Genomic DNA, 21002 nt, shown 5'->3' with positions numbered 1-21002 from the left:
CGTGGCATTCAACCCCACGCGACGAGTGCGTGTTCCCGACGACGGCGATCGGCTGCGGCTCAGCGGGGCGCCGGGCCGCCCGTCGGGAACGGCCAGGCGTTCGGCCGGCAGACCTTGCCGTCGCGGGGGATCTGGGTGCCCTGCGGCGTGTCGTCGGTGAGCTGGGCGAGGTAGTCGTTCGAGACCCCGAAGCTCTGCTGCATCATCAGCGGCGCGAGCGCCCCGTTCTCCGCGCACGGCACGTGCTGGTTGCGGAAGACGTGCCCGACCTCGTGGTTGATGGCGTACTGCCGGTACAGCCCGAGCTGCCCCTCGAACGCCCCCGCCCCGCGCACCCACCGCGAGCCGTTGATCAGCACGCGCCCGATGTCGGACTTCCAGCACGAGGCCTCGTAGCGGATCTGGTAGCCGCACTGCGCGCGGGTCGTCAGCTGCGAGGTGAGGCTGATCCGGAAGTCGGGCACCTGGCCCGTCGCCGCGTCGATCCGGCGCAGCGCGATCTGCCCCGAGCCCGCCCAGCTGCGGGGGTCGTCGAGGGTGGCGTCGACCGCGGTCGCGAACGCCTGGTCGCCCTCCGCGAGCGTCGCGCCGTCCTCGATCTCGACGGTGTAGGTGTACGGACGCCCCTGCCCGACCTGCGGCGTCGTCCCGGGCACGACGCGCCACGTGCCCCGGCCGGACACCGGGAAGTCGCCGCCCGCGGGGAGCTCGGCGGTCGGGATGTCCACCCCGGCGTAGTCACCGCCGGTGGGGGCCTCCCCGACGACGGGTCCGTCCTCGGCCGCCGCCGCGGGCGAGCGCACGTCCGTGGTGTCACCGCCCGGCAGGATCGTGCGAGCCAGGACGACGCCGGTCAGGACGAGCAGCAGGACCACCAGCACCGCGAGCGCGGCGCGGCGCCGTGACGTGCGGGTCCGGCGGGCACGGTCGTCCCGGGGCGGTTCCGGATCCCAGGACGCGGCGAGCGGCTCACCCCGGCGTCGGGTCGACGATCGACGGGAGGATCCGCTCGATCCGGTCACCCGGGCACGTTCTCACACACCTCGGGCGTCAGGGTGTCCCGGTCGGGGGCGTCCCAGCGGCCGTCGGCGACGGCGTCGTCCATGCCGAGGATCGCCCGCGCCACGAGGGCCGGGGTCTCCATCTGCGCCACGTGCCCGACGTCGGGCAGGCGTAGCAGCCGCGCCCGGGGCACCGTCGCGACCGTCCGGCGGGCCTTGCGCACCGAGATGAGCCGGTCGTGCTCGCCCCACACCACGAGGGTCGGGGTCGCGACGCGGGCCGCGGTCGCCCAGAGCGAGCCGGCACCGCGGGCGAACCACGTCCCGACCAGCCCGCCGAACGAGCGCTGCATCGCCTCCGCGACCCACGGCAGGTCGAGGCGCTCCGCCGCCTCGGCCACGGCCTGGGCGAACGCGGCCTCGCTGACGCGGTCCGGGTCGGCGTAGCAGAGCCGCATGGTGCGCCGCAGCCGCGTGCCCGCGTCCTCGGCGGCGAGCTCGCGCCGGGTCCGGGCCCCGAGCAGCGGGAGCGCGGCGAGCGCCATCTTGCCGTCGCCGAGCCGCGCCGGGGCGGGCCGCAGGTCGGGCACGGCCGGGCTGACCAGCGTCGTCGTGCGCACCAGCTCGGGGTGATCGGCCGCGAGGGTGAGCGCGACCGCCCCACCGAGGGAGTTCCCGACGAGGTGCACCGGCTCGCCCAGGGTGCGCAGGAACGCCGCGACGGTGCGCGCGTGGGCCCGCAGCGAGTAGTCGCGGGTGGGCAGCGGGTCGGTGCGGCCGAACCCGGGCAGGTCGACGGCGAAGCCGCGCCAGCGCGACGAGAGCCCGCCCGCCAGGTCGGTCCAGTTCGTGGACGAGCCGCCGAGGCCGTGGACGTAGACGACGGTGCCGTCGTGACCGGAACCGGGAGCGCGCGGGGTCTCCCGGACATGCAGCGCCACACCGTCGACCGCGACGTAGCGCCCGGGCCAGTGCGGCGTGGGGTCGCCGATCGGGCCGAGCGCGGCCGGGGGCGCGAGCGGCGCCGTCGGCGCGGGGGCCGGCGGGCGGGGCGCGCGGCGGCGGGCCGACACCGGCCACCCGCCGGTCAGCGGGCGACCACTTCGGGGCAGCGTGATCGTCACCGGACAAGGATGCAGGTGTCTGCGAGGTAAAGCGAACCCGACCCCGACGTGTCGGTAGGGCGACCGGCGCGGAACTGCCCGTGACGGACGCGCTCGACCATGGTCATGGGTAGGGTCGACCGATCGGGGCGGGCCCTCTTCAGTGGCGAGGTGCCCGGGGCGGACCCCGGTCGTGTTGCGGGAAGGACGAACCGGATGAGCGAGACCGGCGCGGCAGCGCCGACGGCGGCGGGGCGTCCACGGATGTCCCGCTCCCAGCGTCGGGCCCAGCTCCTCGCGGCGGCGCGGGCGGTCTTCGGCGCCCAGGGCTACCACGCGGCGGCCATGGACGAGATCGCCGAGCGGGCGGGCGTCAGCAAGCCCGTCCTCTACCAGCACTTCCCGGGCAAGCTCGATCTCTACCGCGCGCTCGTGGAGTCCGCGGCCAACGAGATGGTGCGCACGGTGCGCGCGGCCATGCGGTCGACCACCGACAACAAGGCCCGCGTGCACGCCGCGGTCCAGGCCTACTTCGACGTGGTGTCCTCGCGAGACGGCGCGATGCGGCTGGTCTTCGAGACCGACACCCGCGCGACCCCGGAGATCGCCGAGATCGTCGACCGGGCGACGTCGGACTGCATCGACGCGGTCACCGAGGTCGTCACCGCCGACGCCGGGCTCGAGCCGGAGCGGGCGCGACTGCTGGCGGTCGGGCTCGTCGGGCTCTCCACGACGGCCGCCCGGTACTGGCTCGACGCGGGCCTGCAGCCTCCGCGCGAGGACGCCATCGCGCTGATGTCGACGCTCGCGTGGCGCGGGATCGGCGGCGGGTTCCCCCTGGGTGCCGGAGGCTCGTGAGCACGTCCGGTTCCCGCGCCGCCCGGCCCCCGTTCTGAGCGAAGGGCACCTTCGCTCGGATAGAGCGGCCGTGGGCGCCCCTCGCCGGAATCCCGCTCGCGCGCCCTCATACGAGCGAAGGGCCCCGCCGCTCGATCTGTTCGAGCGAAGGGGCCCCTCGATCAGTTCCTAGCTGTTGCTGGACCCCACGCCGAACCCGACGCGGCGCACCTCGGACGGCGCGATCTCCACGTACGCGATGCGGGTGGACGGGATGAGGTAGCGACGGCCCTTGTCGTCGACGAGCGACAGCGTGCCGCTGCTGCCCGAGAGCGCGCCGTCGACGAGCTCCGCCACCTCGTCGGGCGTCTGCCCGCTCGAGACCACCAGCTCCCGCGGGCTGTCCGCGACGCCGATCTTGACCTCCACGCGACCCTCCGGTCTGCTCCGACTCCCCCGGCCGTCATGTCACGGCGACCGGTGCGCCCGCGCAGGTTAGTCCAGATCGACAGCCGGGGTGGGCGGCCCGCCGCCCCGTCCGCGCAGGGCGAACGCCATGTGAACGAATTCGGTCGTCATGGCGACCACATTCGTTCACATGACTAGAGTCCCAGCGCCGACACCCGCTTGTTGTGCTGCGACTTCAGCCGTTTCAGCACCGCCGCACGCGCCGAGGCGCCCGACGAGCCCTCCACCACCGCCGCGAGCCCCGGGTGCTCCTCGAACGTGGCCACGACGGCCGCGAGGGCCTCGCCGAGCAGCCGGCGCCCCCACATCGCCAGCCGCGCGTGCACCTGCGGGTCCTCGCAGGCCTCGCGGAGCCGGGCCTCGACGAACGCGCCGTGCCCGGCCTCGGCGATCACCTCGCGGACCAGCTCCGCCTCCTCGCCGACGAGGCCCTCGAGCGCCTCGGACTGCAGATCGGTGACGAGCCCCCGGCCCAGCGCGGTCGCGACGAGCGCCTCGGGCCAGTCGCGGGCGCCCACGCTGCGCAGCAGCGAGTCGACCCGGGCGACGAACGGGCCCATGGCGTCGAGCACGTCCACCCCGCGGGCCGCGAGGTGGTCCCGGACGCGGACGTAGTGATCCATCTCGACGGCGGCGAGGGTGGCCAGCTCGGCGCGTCCGGCGAGGTCAGGGGCGCGCTGGGCGTCCGCCGCGAGCTGGGTGAACGCCGAGAGCTCGCCGTAGGCCACGAGCCCGAGCAACAGCGCGGTCGGTCCGTACTCGGCCGATCCGTCGCCCCCGGACTCCTGCCCCGCACCCGTCACGTCGGAGCACCCTAGGCGCCACACCCCCGGTGGTGCTGCCGACAGCGCCCAGCTGCGGGTATCATCACCACTGGTCCGAGCCGGTGACACCCCCACTCGACCGATGTGGCCCCACCGGGGCCGCTCCCCCACGTACCGCCCGTCGCCGGCTCCGGCCTCCTGCGGGCGTGTCGCCCGGTGGCCCCAGCCATCCGACGTGCTCCAGGGCGAATCCAGCGCGCGGGCGCCTCGTCGGCTCTCCCGCCCCCGGTGACGTCGGGACCGACGTCCCGGTTCCCGACCGGGCACCGAAGCCCGGGCCCGGGGAGGCGGTCGAGCCAGCCGGCTCACCTCGCGTGCACGAGCCGTGAGGAAGGCAGACCGCTGAACACCGACACCACCTCCCCCGAACCCGATCCCGACGCGGCCGAGCAGGTCGCGCCGCTCGACGACCCGGCCGCCTCGACCAAGTCCGCCGCGGACGCCCCGACGTTCGCCGAGCTGGGCGTCTGTCCCGAGATCGTCGAGGCGCTCGCCGCGAACGGCATCGAGCGCACCTTCGCGATCCAGGAACTGACGCTGCCGCTCGCCCTGAACGGCGAGGACGTCATCGGCCAGGCGCGCACCGGCACCGGCAAGACGCTGGGCTTCGGTGTCCCGCTGCTGCAGCGCCTCGGCACCCCGACCGAGGACGGCACGCCGCGCGCGCTGGTCGTCGTCCCCACCCGTGAGCTGTGCCTGCAGGTCGCGAAGGACATCGAGGGCGCCTCGAAGGGGCTCGGCACGCGGGTCGTGTCGATCTACGGCGGGCGGCCCTACGAGCAGCAGATCGCCGCGCTGCAGACCGGCGTCGAGTTCGTCGTCGGCACGCCCGGCCGGCTGCTCGACCTCGCGCAGCAGGGCCACCTGGTCCTCGCCAAGATCGGCGGCCTGGTCCTCGACGAGGCCGACGAGATGCTCGACCTGGGCTTCCTGCCCGACGTCGAGCGCATCCTCGGGATGCTGCCCGACAAGCGCCAGACGATGCTCTTCTCGGCCACCATGCCCGGGCCGATCATCACGCTGGCCCGCACGTTCCTGACGCAGCCGACGCACATCCGCGCCGAGCAGGTCGACGCCAGCGCCATCGGCGAGCGCACCGCGCAGTTCGTCTACCGCGCGCACGCGCTGGACAAGGTCGAGCTGCTCGCCCGCACCCTGCAGGCGGCCGACCGCGGCCCGACGATGGTGTTCACCCGCACCAAGCGCACCGCGAGCAAGGTCTCCGAGGAGCTCGCCGAGCGCGGCTTCAAGGTCGGCGCCGTGCACGGCGACCTCGGCCAGGGCGCCCGCGAGCACGCGCTCAAGGCGTTCCGCACCGGGCGCATCGACGTCCTGGTCTGCACCGACGTCGCCGCGCGCGGCATCGACGTGACCGGAGTGACCCACGTCGTGAACTACCAGTGCCCGGACGACGCGAAGACCTACATCCACCGCATCGGCCGCACCGGCCGCGCGGGGAAGACCGGCATCGCGATCACGCTCGTCGACTGGGACGACCTGCCCAAGTGGAAGCTGATCTCCGACGACCTGGGGCTCGGCGCCCCGGAGCCGCCGGAGACCTACTCCAACTCCCCGCACCTGCTGCGCGACCTCGGCATCCCCGAGGACGCGACCGGCCGGGTGGCGCGCCGTCGTCGTCCCGCCGAGGAGGAGGACGAGAACGCCCCGGAGGAGACCGCGGAGACCTCGTCCGAGAACGCCGACCGGCCGCGCAAGCGGCGCAACCGGTCCCGTACCCGCAGTCGCGGGGGCGAGGTCGTCTCCGGGCCGGGTGAGAAGGCCGCCGGCTCCGACACCGCGGGTCCCGAGAGCTCCGACGACGGGGGGTCCGCCGACGCCTCGGGTGAGGACGGCGAGGGAGGCGGGTCCTCGCGGCCGCGCCGCCGGCGCCGTCGCGGCCGCGGTGGCCGTGGCTCCGGTGGTGGCGACGAGGCCCAGGCCGCGGTCGCCGCGAACGGCGCGGGCGAGGACTGATCAGGCGGTGACGGCCCCCGGCGGGCGGCGCACCCCGAGCCGCCCGGCCGGGGACGACGCGGGCGAGCGACCGGACCGCCGCGCCACCTGGTGGCCGCCGGCGGAACGGCGCCGACGCGTCGATCTCCTCGCGATCGCGCTCATCGTGGTCGCGGCCGTCGTCGGGACCCTGCTCGTGCTGCGCGCGGGCGACGAGTCCGGCACGACCGTGACGCCCGCGCCCGCCCCGCTGGCCCCGCCGGTCGAAGGGCCGGTGCCGACGGCGCTGGTCCAGGCCTGGCGGGCGCCGAACCCGGCCGGGGCGCCGCCCGGGGCCGACCTGCTCGCCGGTCCGACGACCGCGGGTCCGGTCGTCGCCACCGGGCGCACCGATCCCGACGGCTTCGGCGTGGTCACCGGCCTGGACGCCGCGACCGGGGCGCAGGCGTGGGAGTACCGCCGGCCGAACCCGCTGTGCACGCTGGGCACCGGCTTCGGGGACGTGCTGGCGCTGTTCCGCACGACGTCGCCGGTGGGCACGTTCTGCAGCGACGTCGCGACGATGGACCCGTCGACCGGGCAGCGGGGCCCGACCCGCAACAGCGACGTCCGCCCCGGCACCCGACTCCTCTCCGACGGCTCGCACGTCACCGCGACCGGCCGCGACTACCTCGAGGTCTGGCGCGACGACCTCGTCGCCACCCTCGAGTACGGGCAGTTGCAGAACCCGGTGCAGTCGACCCCGCAGCCGCGGGCGTCCTGCCCGCACGTCTCCGTCGCCGCGGGCGCCGACACGGTGGCCGTCCTGGAGCGCTGCGCCGCCGAGCCCTCGGACCGGCTCAGCCTGCTCTCCGCGAACCCGTCGGAGTACGACAAGCCCGAGGACCGGTTCAGCGTGCTCTCCGGGGTGACCGGTGGCCGGCTGGTCGCGGTCGCCGACGACCGCACCGCGCTGGAGGCCCCGGACGGCACCCTGCGGGTCTACGACAGCGCGGGCACCCCGATCGGCACGGTGCCGCTCGGTCCCGCCGCGGGCCCCGTCGCCGGCGCCGCCTCGGAGACCGCGACCGATCCGCCCGGCCAGTCCACCGGGGTCCGCCAGGCGGGGCCGGTGCTGCTGTGGTGGACCGGCACCGCGACCGTCGGGCTCGACCCGTCCACCCTGCTGCCGCGGTGGACGCTGCCGAACACGCTGGGCCCCGGCGCCGCGGTGCCCAACGGCGTCCCCGGGGCTCCGACGACGGTGCTCGTGCCGGTCCAGGGGGGCCTCGCGGTCGTCGACGCCGCGACCGGTGCGCCCCGACCGACGATCCCGGTGGACCGGCGCGCGGACCCGCCCGGTCCGGTCGGGGTCGAGGTGGTCGGCACCACGGTCGTCGAGCAGCGCGGCACCTCCGTCGTCGGGCTGCGGCCGCCACGCTGAGACCCGCCGCCGACCCGCAGCGTTCACACCGCGACCGGCCCCGGGTTTGGCAGACTCTCCCGGTGTGACCCCGGCTCGCGACCCCCTCCCGGTCCGCGTCGTCGAGGCGCCGCCGTCCGGGGCGGGGGCGGCGCAGCTGACCCCCCACCGGGCCGCCCGGGTGGAGCTGTCGGGCCCGTACGGCCCGCTCGCGGCGCTGCGCGCCGATGCCCGACCCCGCGCCGCGGACGAGCAGTGGGACGCGGTGGCGCTGCTGGTCCCGGGCTACTCCGGGTCCAAGGAGGACTTCGCGCCGCTGATCGACCCGATCGCCGACGCCGGGATCGACGTACTCGCGCTCGACCTGCCCGGCCAGTACGAGTCACCGCCGCTGCACGGAGAGCTCGACCACCGGCCCGGCCCGCTGGGGTCCCTGGTCGCGGACGTCGTCCGCGCCGAGGTCGCCGCGGGCCGCACCGTGCTGCTGCTCGGGCACTCCTACGGTGGGCTCGTCGCGCGGGCCGCCGTCCTCTCCGGCGCCCCCGTCCGCGGCCTGACCCTCATGGACACCGGGCCGGGTGAGCTGCCGATGGGGCCCCGGCGCTCCCGCCTCGACGTCCTGGAGCCCGTCCTGCGCCGGCGCGGCCTCGACTCCGTCGTCGCGCTGCGCGAGCAGGCGGGCGACTGGGCCGGGGCCGACCCCGCCGTCGCGGACTTCCTGCGCCACCGGCTGGCCTCGTCCTCGCCCACGGCGCTGCTCGGGATGGGCGACGCGCTGCGCAACGAGCCCGACCGGGTGCCCGAGCTGGTCGCGGCGCTGCGCGGGCGCCGCCTCGCGACGCTGGTGGTCTGCGGGATGAACGACGACGCCTGGCCGGTCACCACCCAGCGGACGATGGCCGACCGGCTCGAGGCCGAGTTCGCCGCGGTGCCCGCCGCCGCGCACTCCCCCAACCTCGAGAACCCGCAGGCGCTGCTCGACGTCCTCGTCCCCACGTGGCGGACCTGGCTGCGCGAGGACACCCTGGAGCCATGACCGCGTCAGCGCTGCCCTCGGACCCGGGATCGGGCTACTTCGGGCCGGGCAGCGTCACCTGGCAGGTGATGGCCGATCCCGCGGCCGGCGTGGGCGGCCTGGCGGCGCTGTTCCTGCAGGCCCTGCACCCCCGGGCGATGGCCGGGGTCGCCGAGCACTCCGACTTCGACACCGCGTTCTGGCCCCGGTTGAGCCGCACCGCCGAGTACGTCATGACGGTGACGTTCTCCTCGCGCGACCGGGTCGACGAGGTCGCCGCGAAGGTCCGCGCCGCCCACGAGCACGTGCGCGGCGTGGACCCGGTGACCGGCCTGCCCTACCGGGCCTCGGACCCCGACCTGCTGCGCTGGGTGCACGTCACCGAGGTGTGGGGGTTCCTCGACGCGGTGCGCCGCGCCGGGGCCGGGCTGTCCGACGCCGAGGCCGACCGGTTCCTCGCCGAGCAGGTCCGGGCTGCGGAGCTGCTCGGCGCCACCGACGTGCCGTCCAGCCGGGCCGAGGTCGCCGACTACTTCGACGCCGTCCGTCCCGAGCTGCGCGCCTCGGGCACGTCGCGTCGCGCCGCGCTGCGGCTGCTCGCGCCGCCGATGCCGACCCGCGTCGCGCTCACCACCCCCGCGCGCCCGGCGTGGACCGCGCTCGCGTCCCTCGGCTTCGCGCTGCAGCCGCGCTGGGCCCGCCGGATGCACGGCCTGCCCGGGCTCCCGACGACGGACCTGGCCGCCGGCCTCGTCGTGCGCGGCCTGCGGGCCGGGGTGCTCGCGCTGCCGGAGAGCTGGCGCCACGGGCCGACCGCCCGGGAGGCGCTGGCGCGGGAGCACGCGGCGTGACCGGTGCCGGGTTCGCGGCGCGCGCCGCGGAGCTCGACGCCGCCGACCCGCTGGCGCCGCTGCGGGACCGCTTCGTCCTCGACGGCGACGTGACCGCCTACTTCGACGGGAACTCCCTCGGCCGCCCGCTGCGGGTCACCGGCGAGGCGCTCGCCGCGTTCACCGCGCACGACTGGGGCTCACGGCTCATCCGCAGCTGGGACGAGCAGTGGGTGGAGCTGCCGACGGTGCTGGGCGACCGGCTGGGGGCGTTGTTGGTGGGCGCCGCGGCGGGTCAGACGCTGGTGGGCGACTCGACGAGCGTGCTGCTCTACAAGCTCGCGCGGGCGGCCGTCGACGGGGCTGGTGGGGGCCGCGACGAGATCGTGGTGTCCGACGACGACTTCCCCACCGACCGCTACCTGCTCGAGGGGATCGCCGCCGAGACCGGGCGCACGCTGCGCTGGATCCCGACCGACCCGGACGGCGGGGTGTCGGTGGAGCAGGTGGCCGAGGCGGTCGGGCCGCGCACGGCGCTCGTCGTGCTCTCCCACGTCGCCTACCGCTCCGGGTACCTGGCCGACGCCGCGGCGATCACCGCGGTCGTCCACGACGCGGGCGCGCTCGTGTGCTGGGACCTCTGCCACTCGGTCGGTGCGGTGCCGGTGGCGCTCGACGCGTGGGGCGCCGACCTCGCCGTCGGGTGCACCTACAAGTACCTCGGCGGCGGGCCGGGCTCGCCGGCGTTCGCCTACGTCGCGGCGCGCCACCACGGGGTGCTGCGGCAGCCGGTGCAGGGCTGGTTCGGGCGCTCCGACCCGTTCGCGATGGCGGCCGGGTACGTGCCGGCCGAGGGGGTGCGGCAGTTCCTCTCCGGGACGCCGCCGGTGCTGGCGCTCGTCCCGCTGCGCGTCGGACTGGACCTCTACGCCGAGGCCGGGATCGGGGCGGTCCGCGCGAAGTCCGAGGCGCTCACCGCGTTCGCCGTGGAGATCGCCGACGCGGCCGGGCTGGAGGTCGCCTCACCGCGCGATCCGGCGCGCCGTGGCGGGCACGTGACGCTGCGGCACCCGGACGCGCGGGCGATCGTGGCCGAGCTGTGGCGCCGCGGGGTCGTGCCGGACTTCCGCGCGCCGGACGGCATCCGGATCGGGCTCGCGCCGTTGTCGACGTCGTTCGCGGAGGTGGCGTCCGGCCTGGGTGCGCTGACGCGCTTGTGAGCACTAATCGCTGCTATAGCGACGATTAGTGCTCACAAGCGCGTCAGCGCACCTATCGCCACCAGAAGACGGCCAGCACCACCAGCACGTCCACCGGCACGACGAGGGCCGCCACCGTCGCTGCCCACACCGGCGTCTTCCGTGACGCCGCGACGCCGGCCGCCGCCAGCGCCACGACCGCCCCGACGACGTGCCCGACGAGCACGCCGACCTCGGGAGCGGAGCCGGAGAGCACGAGCGGCGCGACGATCACGGCGAGCGTCAGCACCATCAGACCACCGACGAGCACCCGGGCCACCTCGACGAGGCGCTGCAGCGCGGTCGGGCGGTGCTTGCCGATCGGGCGGCCGAACGCGCCGGTGCGTGGCCCGGAGATGACGGCCGTGTAGGCGTCCGGCACCGCCTCGAGCCGCCGCGGCGTCGCCCTCGGACCCGCTGCCGACGTCGGGCCCGCCGGGGTGGCCTCCGACCGGGTCGGCTCGGCCGGTTCCGCGGGCTCGGGCGTTCCCGCCTGGTAGCCCGCCACCGCCTGGTGCAGCGACCCCACCGCCGGACCCGAGGCTGCCGGGACGCCCGCCGGGGGCGTCGGGATGCCGTCCGGAGGGGTCGGGTCCTCGGACGGGAGCGCGGCATGGCCGGTCATCGGGGGCGGTTCCTCGCAGGATGGTCGGGGCGGACGGGGTCAGGGGGCGAGCAGGGCCCAGGGGTCGAGCGGTGGCGCGGCGGCCCGGCCCTCGGGGCAGTTCCGCCGCATGTCACAGCGGGCGCAGCGCGGACCCGGTGCGGGCGGGAAGAGTGCCTCGGGGTCACCGCCGAGGGCGAGCGCGTCACCCGCGGCCGCCATCTCGACCGCGGACTCCTCGGCGCGCCGCCGGTGCCGCGCCAGCGAGGCGTCGTCGTGCACGGCGCTCGCCACCGTGCCCGACGGCAGGTGGTGCAGCTCGACGCGGCGGCACGCCCGCCGCAGCGTGCGGGCGGCGGCGAGCGCGTAGAGCGCCAGCGCCCGGGAGGAGCGGGCGTCGTCCTCGTCGGGCACCCACCGCCCGGTCTTGTAGTCCACGACGACGGCTTCGCGCCCGCCGTCCTCGTCGGTGCCGGCGTCGATCCGGTCGACGCGGCCCTCGGCGACGATCCCGCCGACCGGCGCCGCCACCCAGCGCTCGACGCCGAGCGGTTCGCCGACTCCGGCGCCGTGCTCGTCGGCGTAGCGCGCCACCCAGTCCCGGGCCCGCGCGCGGTACTCGCCCGCCTGGGCGTCGTCGCGGAACCCCTCGGAGGACCAGTGCTCGGTGACGAGCGCGGCGGCACGGTCGGGACGACGGCGCGGGACGGGCAGCTCGAAGAGTGCGCGCAGGGCGTTGTGGACGACGGCGCCGAGGGTGGCGTGCGCCCAGGCGCCGCCGCGGGGTGGGGCCGGACGGTCGAGGTAGGTCATCCGGTAGCGCCGCCGGCAGTCGTCCCAGGTGGCGAGCCGGGCGGGGGTGACCTTGACCAGAGGAGAGGGCATGTCCTGGAGAGTCAGCTGCCCGCTCATCGGTTCCAGCTTATTGCCCTCCGGTCACGACTCCTGCACCGGTGGCCTGCGCGACGAGGGCCTCGAGGACCTCGGGGCGGGTCGTCTCGGCCGCGATCGGGATCGTCTTGTTCGCCCCGTGGTAGTCACTCGAACCGGTGACCAGCAGGTTCAGGTCCCCGGCCAGCGACCGCAGCCGCTCGCGGTCGCCCGGCTCCTGGTCGGGATGGTCGACCTCGAGCCCGGCGAGCCGGAGTCCGGCCATCTCCTGGATCACCTCGGGTTCGACGATCGGGCCCTTCTTCCGGGCCCACGGGTGCGCCCAGACCGGCACCCCGCCCGCCGCGCGGATCATGGCGATCGCCTCCGCGATGGGTGTGTCGGCCTTCGGCTCGTAGTACTTGCCGTTCTTGGCCAGGAACTTCTCGAACGCCTCCGGCACCGAGGCCACCGCCCCGATCTCGACGAGCGCGCGCCCGAGGTGCGGCCGCCCGATCGGCGCGTCACCGGCGTATCTCGTCGGGTCGACGGCGTACCCGTCGGCCCGCAGCCGTTCGGTCATCACGCCGATGCGCCGGGCGCGTTCCCCGCCCAACCGTGCCTGGTCGGCCAGGATCGCCGGGCCCGTCGGGTCGAACAGGTAGCCGAGCAGGTGCGCCGAGACGTGCCCACCGCGGCCGTCGGGCGCCGTCGTCGAGAACTCCGCGCCGCGGACCAGCCGGACGCCCGGGGGAACCGCCGCCGCGGCCTCGTCCCACCCCGCCGTCGTGTCGTGATCGGTGAGCGCGAGCGTCGTCACGCCGGCGTCGACGGCCTTGCGGACGAGCTCGCCCGGCGTGTCCGTCCCGTCGGAGGCGTTCGAGTGCAGGTGGAGGTCGATCACACCGGCGATGATCTCAGGGACGGCTCGGCGTCTGCCGCTTCTCGCCGAACACCAGCTCGGAGATCGCCTCGTAGACCTCTTCGGGGTCGGGGAGGAAGTCGATGCGGTTCAGCGCCTGGATCTGACCGGCCGACTCGATGATCATCGTGCCGTAGCCCATCATGCGGCCGTTGAGGGTGCGCTCGAACGTCAGGTCGGTGACCTTCCCGAGCGGCATCATGCCGACCTTCTGCGTGAAGACGCCCTGGGTGAGCATCACGCGCTTGTCGGTGATCACGACCTTCTCGACCCACCACTCGCTGACCTTGTAGCAGGCCTTCACGAGCACGAGCAGCCCGCCGTACCAGAGCATGTTGGAGAGCACCGGGCCCTCGGGCAGCAGCGAGGCGGCCACCATGAGGATGACCATCAGCACGGTGGCCTGCACGACCTCGTTGACGATCACGACCCAGTGCCGGCGGAAGCGGATGACCCGCCGCTCGGTGGGCAGGACGTACTCGTCGACCTCGCGGGGTGCCAGCACGGCGCCCTCCCCTCCTGCCCCGGCCCTGACGGTGCGTCCTGTGACCGGTGACGAGCGTAACCCGCGCGGGCTACGTGAACAGCGAGCGCAGGAAGAGGACCACTGAGTTGGCGGCGCTCTCGAGCAGGTGCAGGATGTTCAGGACGAAGTCCGCCGAGGCGCGCGGCTGTGAGATCACGAAGAACAGCACGAAGATCACGACGATCGCGATGACGAGCTTCTTCACGTCCACGGCGGCGATCTTAGGGGCGCACCGGTGACGGCCCGTGACCGACACACCGGCGCTCGGGAACCGGTCAGCGGTCCTGCGGGACGGGCCGGTTCGGCTGCTCCGCGGCCAGCGCCGCCTCGGGCGAGTCGGTCTGCGGCCGCTTCGGCACCATCACCTTGCGGCGGTAGATGCAGACCACCACGCCGTCCTGGTTGTAGCCGATCGTCTCGACCTGGACGACGCCCCGGTCGTTCTTCGAGGTCGACTCCTTCTTGTCCAGCACCGTCGACTCGCCGTAGATCGTGTCGCCGTGGAAGACCGGCTTGACGTGGCGCAGCGACTCGACCTCGAGGTTCGCGATCGCCTTGCCCGAGACGTCGGACACCGACATGCCGAGCAGCAGCGAGTAGACGTAGTTCCCGACGACGACGTTGCGCCCCTGCTGGGTGCCCTCGGCGTAGTGGCTGTCGAGGTGCAGCGGGTGGTGGTTCATCGTGATGAGGCAGAAGAGGTGGTCGTCGTACTCGGTGACCGTCTTGCCGGGCCAGTGCTTGTACGTCGCCCCGACCTCGAACTCCTCGAAGTACCGACCGAACTGCACGTGTCCACTCCCTGAACGTCGTCGTCTCCTGGGCCGTCCGAGCAGCGCACCGCCCGTGACGACCCGTAGGATGGACCATTGCGGCAGCGCACGTGGACGCACGGCCGCGTGACACGTACGACACCGGGCCCACCCCCGGGGCGGCTCCACCGTCACGGGGTGGGCAGGCCAGGAGCAGTCAGCCCGGGAGGACCGAGGAGGTGGACGTGGCCATGACGGAACAGCCGGGTGCCGACCCCGGAAGTATCGGCCGCGTCCCCACGAGGGGCCGCTGACGACGGTCCTCGCACCGTCGTGGCCCCCGAGGCGACGCGGCGATCCGTCCGAGATCCCGCTGACCGGACCTCGATCCGGTCGTGTCCCGACACGGAGACCACCATGCCCGCTCTCCCCTCCCTGCGTTCCACCGCGCGCGGCCGGCGTCCCCGCGCCCTCGACAACGGGGTCCACGTCCCGCACGTGCCGCTGTCCGCGTTCGTCGTCGACTGCGCGGTCTACGTCGACGGCAAGCGGCTCGAGGGACGTTGGAACCACCGCCAGGCGATCGAGGAGGTCCGTCGTCGGGAGGAGGGCTTCGTGTGGGTGGGCCTGCACGAGCCCGACGCCGAGCAGATCGACGACATCGCCGAGGTCTTCGGCCTGCACCCGCTCGCCGTCGAGGACGCGGTGCACGCCCATCAGCGCCCGAAGATCGAGCGCTACGACGACATGCTGTTCTCGGTGTTCAAGACGATGCGCTACGTCGCGCACGCGTCCCCGACGACGGCGAACGAGATCGTCGAGTCCGGCGAGCTGATGTGCTTCGTCGGGAAGGACTTCGTGGTGACCGTCCGCCACGGGCAACACTCCGGGCTGCGCCGCGTACGGCGGACGCTCGAGGAGGACCCCGAGCACCTGGCCCTCGGCCCGGCGGCCGTGCTGCACGCGGTGGCCGACCACATCGTCGACGCTTACCTGGACGTCTCGGCCGCGGTCGAGGGGGACATCGACACCATCGAGGCGGAGGTCTTCGCGCCCCACTCGGAGCTCGGCGCCGACCAGATCTACCTGATGAAGCGCGAGGTGCTGGAGCTGCGCCGCGCCGTCCAGCCCCTGGTCGCCCCGCTGCGCCGGCTCACCGAGGGCTACTCGCCGCTCGTCCCGACCGACGTCCGCAGCTACTTCCGCGACGTGGACGACCACCTGGTGACGGTGTCCGAGCGGGTCGCGCAGTTCGACGAGCTGCTGACCACGCTGGTCGACGCGGTGCTGGCCAAGATCACGCTGCGGCAGAACAACGACATGCGCAAGATCACCGCGTACGCCGCGCTGCTCGCCGTCCCGACGATGTTCGCCGGCATCTACGGCATGAACTTCGACTACATGCCCGAGCTGCACTGGACGTTCGGCTACCCGCTGGTGATCGTCGTGATCGTCGCCATCTGCGCCTGGCTCTTCCGGACCTTCCGCCGCAACCACTGGCTCTAGTCGGCCCAGGGATGTCCCTGACGTCCCATTCACACCTCCCGTTCACCTGTCTGTGTGGTTAGGCTCACGACGTTCCAGCGGCGGAAGTCGGGAGGGCGCTCGTGACAACGGCAGACGGGACCACCCAGCAGCCCGGGAGCGTGCGCTCCCTGATACCCGCCCGGATCGACCGATTGCCCTGGTCGTCGTTCCACACCCGGATGGTTCTCGCGCTCGGGACGTGCTGGATCCTCGACGGGCTCGAGATCACGATCGCCAGCAACGTCGGCGAGAAGCTCACCGACAGCGACCGTCTGGGGCTCTCGACCACCGCGGTCGGCTTCCTGGCCACGGTCTACCTGCTGGGGCAGGTCGTTGGCGCCCTGGTCTTCGGGAACCTCTCCGACCGACTCGGCCGACGCCGGCTGTTCTTCATCACGCTGGCGATCTACTTCGGCGGCAGCGCCCTCACGGCGTTCACCCTCGGCTCCGGGGCCCTGTCGCTGACGTTCCTGTACGCGACCCGCTTCATCGCGGGCGCAGGCATCGGCGGTGAGTACGCGGCGATCAACTCGGCGATCGACGAGCTGATCCCGGCCCGGTACCGCGGCCAGACCGACATCGCGGTCAACGGCACCTACTGGGCGGGCGCGGCGATCGCGGCGGCGATCCAGTACCCGCTGCTGTCGGGCGCGATCAGTCCCGCGATCGACTGGCGGATCGCCTTCCTCATCGGCCCGGTGCTCGCGATCGTGATCGTCGTCCTGCGTCGGGCGGTGCCCGAGAGCCCCCGGTGGCTGATCATGCACGGCCGGGCCGACGAGGCCGAGCGCTCCATCGAGTACATCGAGCGCGAGGTCGCCGCGACAGGCCGAGAGGTCGAGCCGGTCGACGAGAGCCGGGCACTGGAGATCAAGCCCACTCCGCAGACCGGGTACATCGCGCTGCTGAGAGTGCTGTTCCGAACATATCCGGGCCGCTCCACGCTCGGCGCGGTCCTGATGATCACCCAGTCGTTCCTCTACAACGCGATCTTCTTCTCCTACGCGATCGTGCTGGCGAACTTCTACCTCGGCCCCGACGCGGACACCTCGATCTACTACATCCCGTTCGCGATCGGGAACTTCCTCGGTCCGATCCTGCTGGGCCGGTTCTTCGACACCCTCGGTCGGCGGAAGATGATCGCCGGGACCTACATCCTGGCCGGCGCGCTCCTGATCATCAGTGCGTTCCTGTTCAAGGCGGGAGCGCTCAACGCGACGACGCAGACCGTCGCCTGGTGCGTGATCTTCTTCTTCGCCTCGGCCGGGGCCTCGGCGGCGTACCTCACGGTGTCGGAGATCTTCCCGATGGAGGTCCGGGCCAAGGCGATCGCGGTGTTCTTCGCGATCGCCCAGGTCTTCGGGTCGGTGGCGCCGCTGGTCTACGCGGCGATGATCGGTCCGAAGACCGCCCCGAGCGAGTCCGGGCTGTTCTGGGCCTACATCCTCGGCGCCGTGATCATGATCATCGGTGGCGTCGTCGCGGCGGTCCTCGGTATCGACGCCGAGCGCAAGTCGCTCGAGGACGTTGCGATCCCGCTCTCCGTGGTGAGAGCGACGGGGGTGTCCGGCAGCGGTCCGTAGGAGCGCTCGCGCGCTCGTGAGCACGGCCGGAGGCCAGCTGCCTTGCGCAAGCTCGAGGGAGTCGTTGCGGGTCGAGCGGATCTACGTTCCGCCCCGTAACGACTCCCTGATCTTCGCGGGCGTGTCAGGCGAGGCAGGGCCCACCGCAGCGCGGTCATGAGTGCCCGCTCCCAGGGCCGTGAGCTTCCGCGGCGGCCGATAGAGTGGATGCCGAGGGCTCCGGCGGCGGGAGTCCACTCGGGCGCCGGCCGAGCCGTCCCGACGACGGGCGCCGCGTCGGCACCCGTCGTCGGGAACGTGGCTAGGTCTGGTCGGTGCCGATCGCGAGCTTGGCCAGCATGTCGCGGGCCTTCTCGGCGCTGCGGGGCTGGCAGAGCACGTCGTAGCGCCCGGCCACCATCTGGCTGGCGCTGGTGAAGTCCCGGCGACCCCGCGACGCGCCGTACGTGATCGCGCCGGACACGACGCCGAACACGATGCCCATCCCGAGGCCGAGCAGGATCGCGCCGATCGAGCCGTTCGCGCTGAACAGCGACAGGATCACGCCGACGAACAGGCCGAGCCAGGCCCCGGACGCCGCGCCGGTGGCGAGCACCCGGCCCCACGTCAGCCGGCCGATCACCCGCTCGACGAGCATCAGGTCGACGCCGACGATGGTCACGTCCGCCACGGGGAAGTCGTTGTCGGCGAGGTGGTCGACCGCGCGCTGCGCCTCCTCGTACTTCGCGTAGGAGCCCACCGGCCAGCCCGAGGGCGGCTCCGGCAGGTTGGGCAGCCCCGGAGCGGATCCGGGTCGGTTCCCCATGAACGGCGAGCTCACGACGTCCTCCGCGTGCTATCGGTCCGAGCATCCTTCCAACGGACCGCATCGGACGAAAGTGCCCACGCGGGGTGTGTGTTCCCTCGCTCACTCGGCCGAACGGCGGCACGGGCGGCCCGGCCGGCGTTCTGAGCGAAGGGCACCTTCGCTCGATAGAGCCGGCGGTGGGCGCCCACCGCCGGAACGACGGCCGCGCCCCGGAACGAGCGAAGGGCACCTCCGATCGAATAGATCGACCGACGGTGCCCTTCGCTCAGAACGGCGGTCCGGGGCTCAGAACGAACCGGCGCGGCTCAGCTGCGCAGCTTGTAGTCCTTCAGCAGGCCGCGGCTGATGATCGTCTTCTGGATCTCGGAGGTGCCCTCACCGATGAGCAGGAACGGCGCCTCACGCATGAGCCGCTCGATCTCGTACTCCTTGGAGTAGCCGTAGCCGCCGTGGATGCGGAACGACTCCTCGGTGACCTCCTTGCAGTACTCCGAGGCGATCATCTTGGCCATCCCGGCCTCGACGTCGTTGCGCTCGCCGCGGTCCTTGAGCCGCGCGGCGTTGACCATCATCAGGTGCGCGGCCTCCACCTTGGTGGCCATCTCGGCGAGCTTGAACGCGATCGCCTGGTGCTGCGCGATCGGCTTGCCGAAGGTGGAGCGCTGCTGCGCGTACTCGATGCCGAGCTCGAACGCGCGGATCGCGATGCCGCAGGCGCGGGCGGCGACGTTCACACGCCCGACCTCGACGCCGTCCATCATCTGCGCGAAGCCCTTGCCGGACTGCCCGCCGAGCACCTGGGCCTGCGGGATCCGGAAGCCGTCGAACACCATCTCGGTGGTGTCGACGCCCTTGTAGCCCATCTTGTCGATCTTGCCGGGGACCGAGAGCCCCTCGGCGACCTTGCCGAACCCGCGCGGCTTCTCGACCAGCAGCGTCGTCAGGTTCTGGTACGGCTTCTCGGCGCCCTCGTCGGTCTTGACGAGCACCGCGGTGAGGTTCGACGAGCCGCCGTTGGTCAGCCACATCTTCGCGCCGTCGACCACGTAGTCGTCGCCGTCGGCCTTCGCGCGGGTCTTGATCGCGGCGACGTCCGAGCCCAGTTCCGGCTCGGACATCGAGAAGGACCCCGTCATCTCACCCGTGGCGAGCAGCGGGAGGTACTTCTGCTTCTGCTCCTCCGTGCCGTGGTGGATGAGCATGTAGCTGACGATGAAGTGGGTGTTGATGACGCCGGAGACGCTCATCCACCCGCGCGCGATCTGCTCGACGACGAGCGCGTAGGTCAGCAGCGACTCGCCCAGACCGCCGTACTCCTCCGGGATCATGAGCCCGAACAGGCCCATCTCCTTCATCCCGTCGACGATCGCCTGCGGGTACTCGTCCGCGTGCTCGAGGTCCTGGGCGGTCGGGATGATCTCCTTGTCCACGTAGTCGCGGACGGTGGAGAGAATCTCCTCCTGGACATCGGTGAGTCCCGCGGTCTGGGCGAGGCGTGCCATGCGACGTGCTCCCTGTTCTGGGTGATTACCGACCAGTTTGCGCTACGCGCATGTGCGTGCGTTTCCGCGTCAGGACACGGAAACGCACGCACGAGGCGAAGCCGAACCCTCACGACTCCGGCGGCGTCCAGCGCTCGCCGCGGGTCATGCCCGCCGCGCGACCCTTGCCCGCGATGACCAGCGCCATCTTGCGCGACGCCTCGTCGATCATCTCGTCGCCGAGCATCGCCGAGCCCTTCGCGCCCCCGGCCTCCGAGGTGAACCACTCGTAGGCGTCGAGGATGTTCTCGGCGTGGTCGTAGTCCTCCTGGCCCGGCGAGAACGTCTCGTTCGCGGCGTCGATCTGGCCCGGGTGCAGCACCCACTTGCCGTCGTAGCCCAGCGCGGCGGCGCGGCCGGCCACCCGCTTGAAACCGTCGACGTCGCGGATCTGCAGGTAGGGGCCGTCGATGGCCTGCAGGTCGTAGGCCCGCGCCGCCATGAGGATCTGCATGAGGATGTAGTGGTAGGCGTCGCCCTCGGTGTAGCCGGGGGGCTGCTCGCCGACCACGAGCGACTTCATGTTGATCGAGGCCATGAAGTCGGCCGGGCCGAAGACGATGGTCTCCATGCGCGGCGACGCGGCGGCGATCTCGTTGACGTTGGTCAGGCCGAGCGCGTTCTCGATCTGCGCCTCGATGCCGATCCGGCCGACCTCGTAGCCCATCGTCTTCTCGATCTGCGTGAGCAGGAAGTCGAGGGCCTGGACCTGGGCCGCGGTCTGCACCTTGGGCAGCATGATCGCGTCCAGCGACGCCCCCGCTCCCTCGACGACCTCGGTGACGTCCCGGTAGGTCCACTCGGTCGTCCAGTCGTTCACGCGGACGACGCGCGTCTTGCCCTCCCAGCCGCCCTCGTTCAGCGCCGACACGATGGTCTTGCGCGCACCGGGCTTGGCCAGCGGGGCGCAGGCGTCCTCCAGATCCAGGAAGATCTGGTCCGCGGGCAGCGTCCGGGCCTTGTCGATGAACTTCTGGCTCGAGCCGGGCACCGCGAGGCACGACCGGCGCGGACGGTTCTCGACACTCACTCGCACTGACCTCCTCGAGGGCTCCACGACGTCGTCGCGGGGCATGGGGTGTTCATCGGGATGTTGACACGGAGGCCCCCGGCTGTCCCGATTCAGGTGAAGACGCTCTCAACCGGCGGGACCGAACCCCGGGTACTCCCCCGCTCGTCGTCCGCCGCTCACCCTCTC

Annotated in this window: 21 protein-coding genes; 8 read left to right on the top strand and 13 right to left on the bottom strand. The window is 73.2% G+C overall.

What is annotated here, in order from left to right:
* Window positions 1-59: 59 nt before the first annotated feature.
* Together LQ327_RS13350 and LQ327_RS13345 are read right to left on the bottom strand one after the other, a co-directional pair.
* Complete coding sequence (locus tag LQ327_RS13350) at window positions 60-1022, bottom strand: DUF3152 domain-containing protein (protein ID WP_230734268.1); 963 nt, start codon at window positions 1020-1022, stop codon at window positions 60-62.
* Window positions 1019-2125: an alpha/beta fold hydrolase gene (locus tag LQ327_RS13345; RefSeq protein ID WP_230734266.1), complete on the bottom strand. Its 1107-nt coding sequence runs from the start codon at window positions 2123-2125 to the stop codon at window positions 1019-1021. The genes LQ327_RS13350 and LQ327_RS13345 overlap by 4 nt, the downstream gene beginning before the upstream one ends.
* 195 nt (window positions 2126-2320) lie before the next feature.
* Between LQ327_RS13345 and LQ327_RS13340 the strand changes: the two genes are divergently transcribed.
* On the top strand, window positions 2321-2962 hold the full coding sequence (locus LQ327_RS13340; RefSeq protein ID WP_230734264.1) for a TetR/AcrR family transcriptional regulator: 642 nt from the start codon (window positions 2321-2323) through the stop codon (window positions 2960-2962).
* A 168-nt stretch (window positions 2963-3130) separates the two neighbouring features.
* Here the strand turns inward: LQ327_RS13340 and LQ327_RS13335 are convergent, their stop codons facing one another.
* Both LQ327_RS13335 and LQ327_RS13330 read right to left on the bottom strand, forming a co-directional pair.
* Window positions 3131-3370, bottom strand: coding sequence for a DUF3107 domain-containing protein (locus LQ327_RS13335; protein ID WP_230734262.1), 240 nt, complete (start codon window positions 3368-3370; stop codon window positions 3131-3133).
* A gap of 173 nt (window positions 3371-3543) precedes the next feature.
* The gene (locus LQ327_RS13330) at window positions 3544-4212 is read right to left on the bottom strand and encodes a ferritin-like fold-containing protein (RefSeq protein ID WP_230734260.1); all 669 of its coding nucleotides are present in this window, start codon (window positions 4210-4212) and stop codon (window positions 3544-3546) included.
* A 363-nt stretch (window positions 4213-4575) separates the two neighbouring features.
* On the opposite strand from LQ327_RS13330, the gene LQ327_RS13325 reads away from it, so the two are divergent.
* The 5 genes from LQ327_RS13325 (at window position 4576) to LQ327_RS13305 (ending at window position 10653) form a co-directional block, all read left to right on the top strand.
* The gene (locus tag LQ327_RS13325) at window positions 4576-6207 is read left to right on the top strand and encodes a DEAD/DEAH box helicase (protein ID WP_372460679.1); all 1632 of its coding nucleotides are present in this window, start codon (window positions 4576-4578) and stop codon (window positions 6205-6207) included.
* A 7-nt stretch (window positions 6208-6214) separates the two neighbouring features.
* A complete protein-coding gene (locus LQ327_RS13320; RefSeq protein WP_230734258.1) occupies window positions 6215-7609 on the top strand; it encodes an Rv3212 family protein in 1395 nt (464 codons plus the stop codon).
* Window positions 7610-7745: 136 nt separating this feature from the next.
* Window positions 7746-8624, top strand: a complete 879-nt coding sequence (locus LQ327_RS13315) for an alpha/beta fold hydrolase (RefSeq protein WP_230735074.1) — start codon at window positions 7746-7748, stop codon at window positions 8622-8624.
* On the top strand, window positions 8621-9454 hold the full coding sequence (locus LQ327_RS13310; protein WP_230734256.1) for an oxygenase MpaB family protein: 834 nt from the start codon (window positions 8621-8623) through the stop codon (window positions 9452-9454). Before LQ327_RS13315 ends, LQ327_RS13310 begins: the two co-directional genes overlap by 4 nt.
* Window positions 9451-10653 carry a kynureninase gene (locus LQ327_RS13305; protein ID WP_230734255.1) on the top strand — a complete coding sequence of 401 codons (1203 nt, stop codon included), beginning with the start codon at window positions 9451-9453 and terminating at the stop codon, window positions 10651-10653. Before LQ327_RS13310 ends, LQ327_RS13305 begins: the two co-directional genes overlap by 4 nt.
* A gap of 52 nt (window positions 10654-10705) precedes the next feature.
* Here LQ327_RS13305 and LQ327_RS13300 read toward each other — a convergent pair whose 3' ends face one another.
* From LQ327_RS13300 to LQ327_RS13275, 6 genes are all read right to left on the bottom strand, one after another.
* Window positions 10706-11296, bottom strand: a complete 591-nt coding sequence (locus LQ327_RS13300) for a hypothetical protein (protein ID WP_230734253.1) — start codon at window positions 11294-11296, stop codon at window positions 10706-10708.
* A gap of 39 nt (window positions 11297-11335) precedes the next feature.
* Window positions 11336-12187 (bottom strand): RecB family exonuclease, encoded by an 852-nt coding sequence (locus tag LQ327_RS13295; RefSeq protein ID WP_230734251.1) that lies wholly within the window; start codon window positions 12185-12187, stop codon window positions 11336-11338.
* A gap of 10 nt (window positions 12188-12197) precedes the next feature.
* Entirely contained in the window at window positions 12198-13049 is an 852-nt protein-coding gene (locus LQ327_RS13290; protein ID WP_230734249.1) for a PHP domain-containing protein, read from the bottom strand.
* Window positions 13050-13062: 13 nt separating this feature from the next.
* On the bottom strand, window positions 13063-13572 hold the full coding sequence (locus tag LQ327_RS13285; protein ID WP_230734247.1) for a PH domain-containing protein: 510 nt from the start codon (window positions 13570-13572) through the stop codon (window positions 13063-13065).
* Between the two features lie 70 nt (window positions 13573-13642).
* Entirely contained in the window at window positions 13643-13804 is a 162-nt protein-coding gene (locus tag LQ327_RS13280) for a hypothetical protein (RefSeq protein WP_230734246.1), read from the bottom strand.
* Between the two features lie 64 nt (window positions 13805-13868).
* Window positions 13869-14384 carry a MaoC family dehydratase gene (locus LQ327_RS13275; protein WP_230734243.1) on the bottom strand — a complete coding sequence of 172 codons (516 nt, stop codon included), beginning with the start codon at window positions 14382-14384 and terminating at the stop codon, window positions 13869-13871.
* A 378-nt stretch (window positions 14385-14762) separates the two neighbouring features.
* Here LQ327_RS13275 and LQ327_RS13270 point away from each other — a divergent pair, with 378 nt between their 5' ends.
* Window positions 14763-15851 carry a magnesium and cobalt transport protein CorA gene (locus tag LQ327_RS13270; RefSeq protein WP_230734241.1) on the top strand — a complete coding sequence of 363 codons (1089 nt, stop codon included), beginning with the start codon at window positions 14763-14765 and terminating at the stop codon, window positions 15849-15851.
* A gap of 101 nt (window positions 15852-15952) precedes the next feature.
* Window positions 15953-17455 (top strand): MFS transporter, encoded by a 1503-nt coding sequence (locus LQ327_RS13265; RefSeq protein WP_230734239.1) that lies wholly within the window; start codon window positions 15953-15955, stop codon window positions 17453-17455.
* Window positions 17456-17756: 301 nt separating this feature from the next.
* On the opposite strand, the gene LQ327_RS13260 is transcribed toward LQ327_RS13265, so the two are convergent.
* The 3 genes from LQ327_RS13260 to LQ327_RS13250 all read right to left on the bottom strand — a co-directional run bounded on the left by LQ327_RS13260 (window position 17757) and on the right by LQ327_RS13250 (window position 20879).
* Complete coding sequence (locus tag LQ327_RS13260; RefSeq protein WP_230734237.1) at window positions 17757-18275, bottom strand: YflT domain-containing protein; 519 nt, start codon at window positions 18273-18275, stop codon at window positions 17757-17759.
* Between the two features lie 293 nt (window positions 18276-18568).
* Window positions 18569-19765: an acyl-CoA dehydrogenase family protein gene (locus LQ327_RS13255; protein ID WP_230734235.1), complete on the bottom strand. Its 1197-nt coding sequence runs from the start codon at window positions 19763-19765 to the stop codon at window positions 18569-18571.
* Window positions 19766-19874: 109 nt separating this feature from the next.
* The gene (locus tag LQ327_RS13250; protein WP_269069883.1) at window positions 19875-20879 is read right to left on the bottom strand and encodes an HpcH/HpaI aldolase/citrate lyase family protein; all 1005 of its coding nucleotides are present in this window, start codon (window positions 20877-20879) and stop codon (window positions 19875-19877) included.
* Between the last annotated feature and the right edge of the window lie 123 nt (window positions 20880-21002).

Origin of the sequence: Actinomycetospora endophytica (assembly GCF_021026375.1) — a bacterium.
GTDB lineage: Bacteria > Actinomycetota > Actinomycetes > Mycobacteriales > Pseudonocardiaceae > Actinomycetospora > Actinomycetospora endophytica.
The sequence above is the reverse complement of the archived record's forward strand: the minus strand, read 5'-3'. Positions and strand labels throughout refer to the sequence as shown.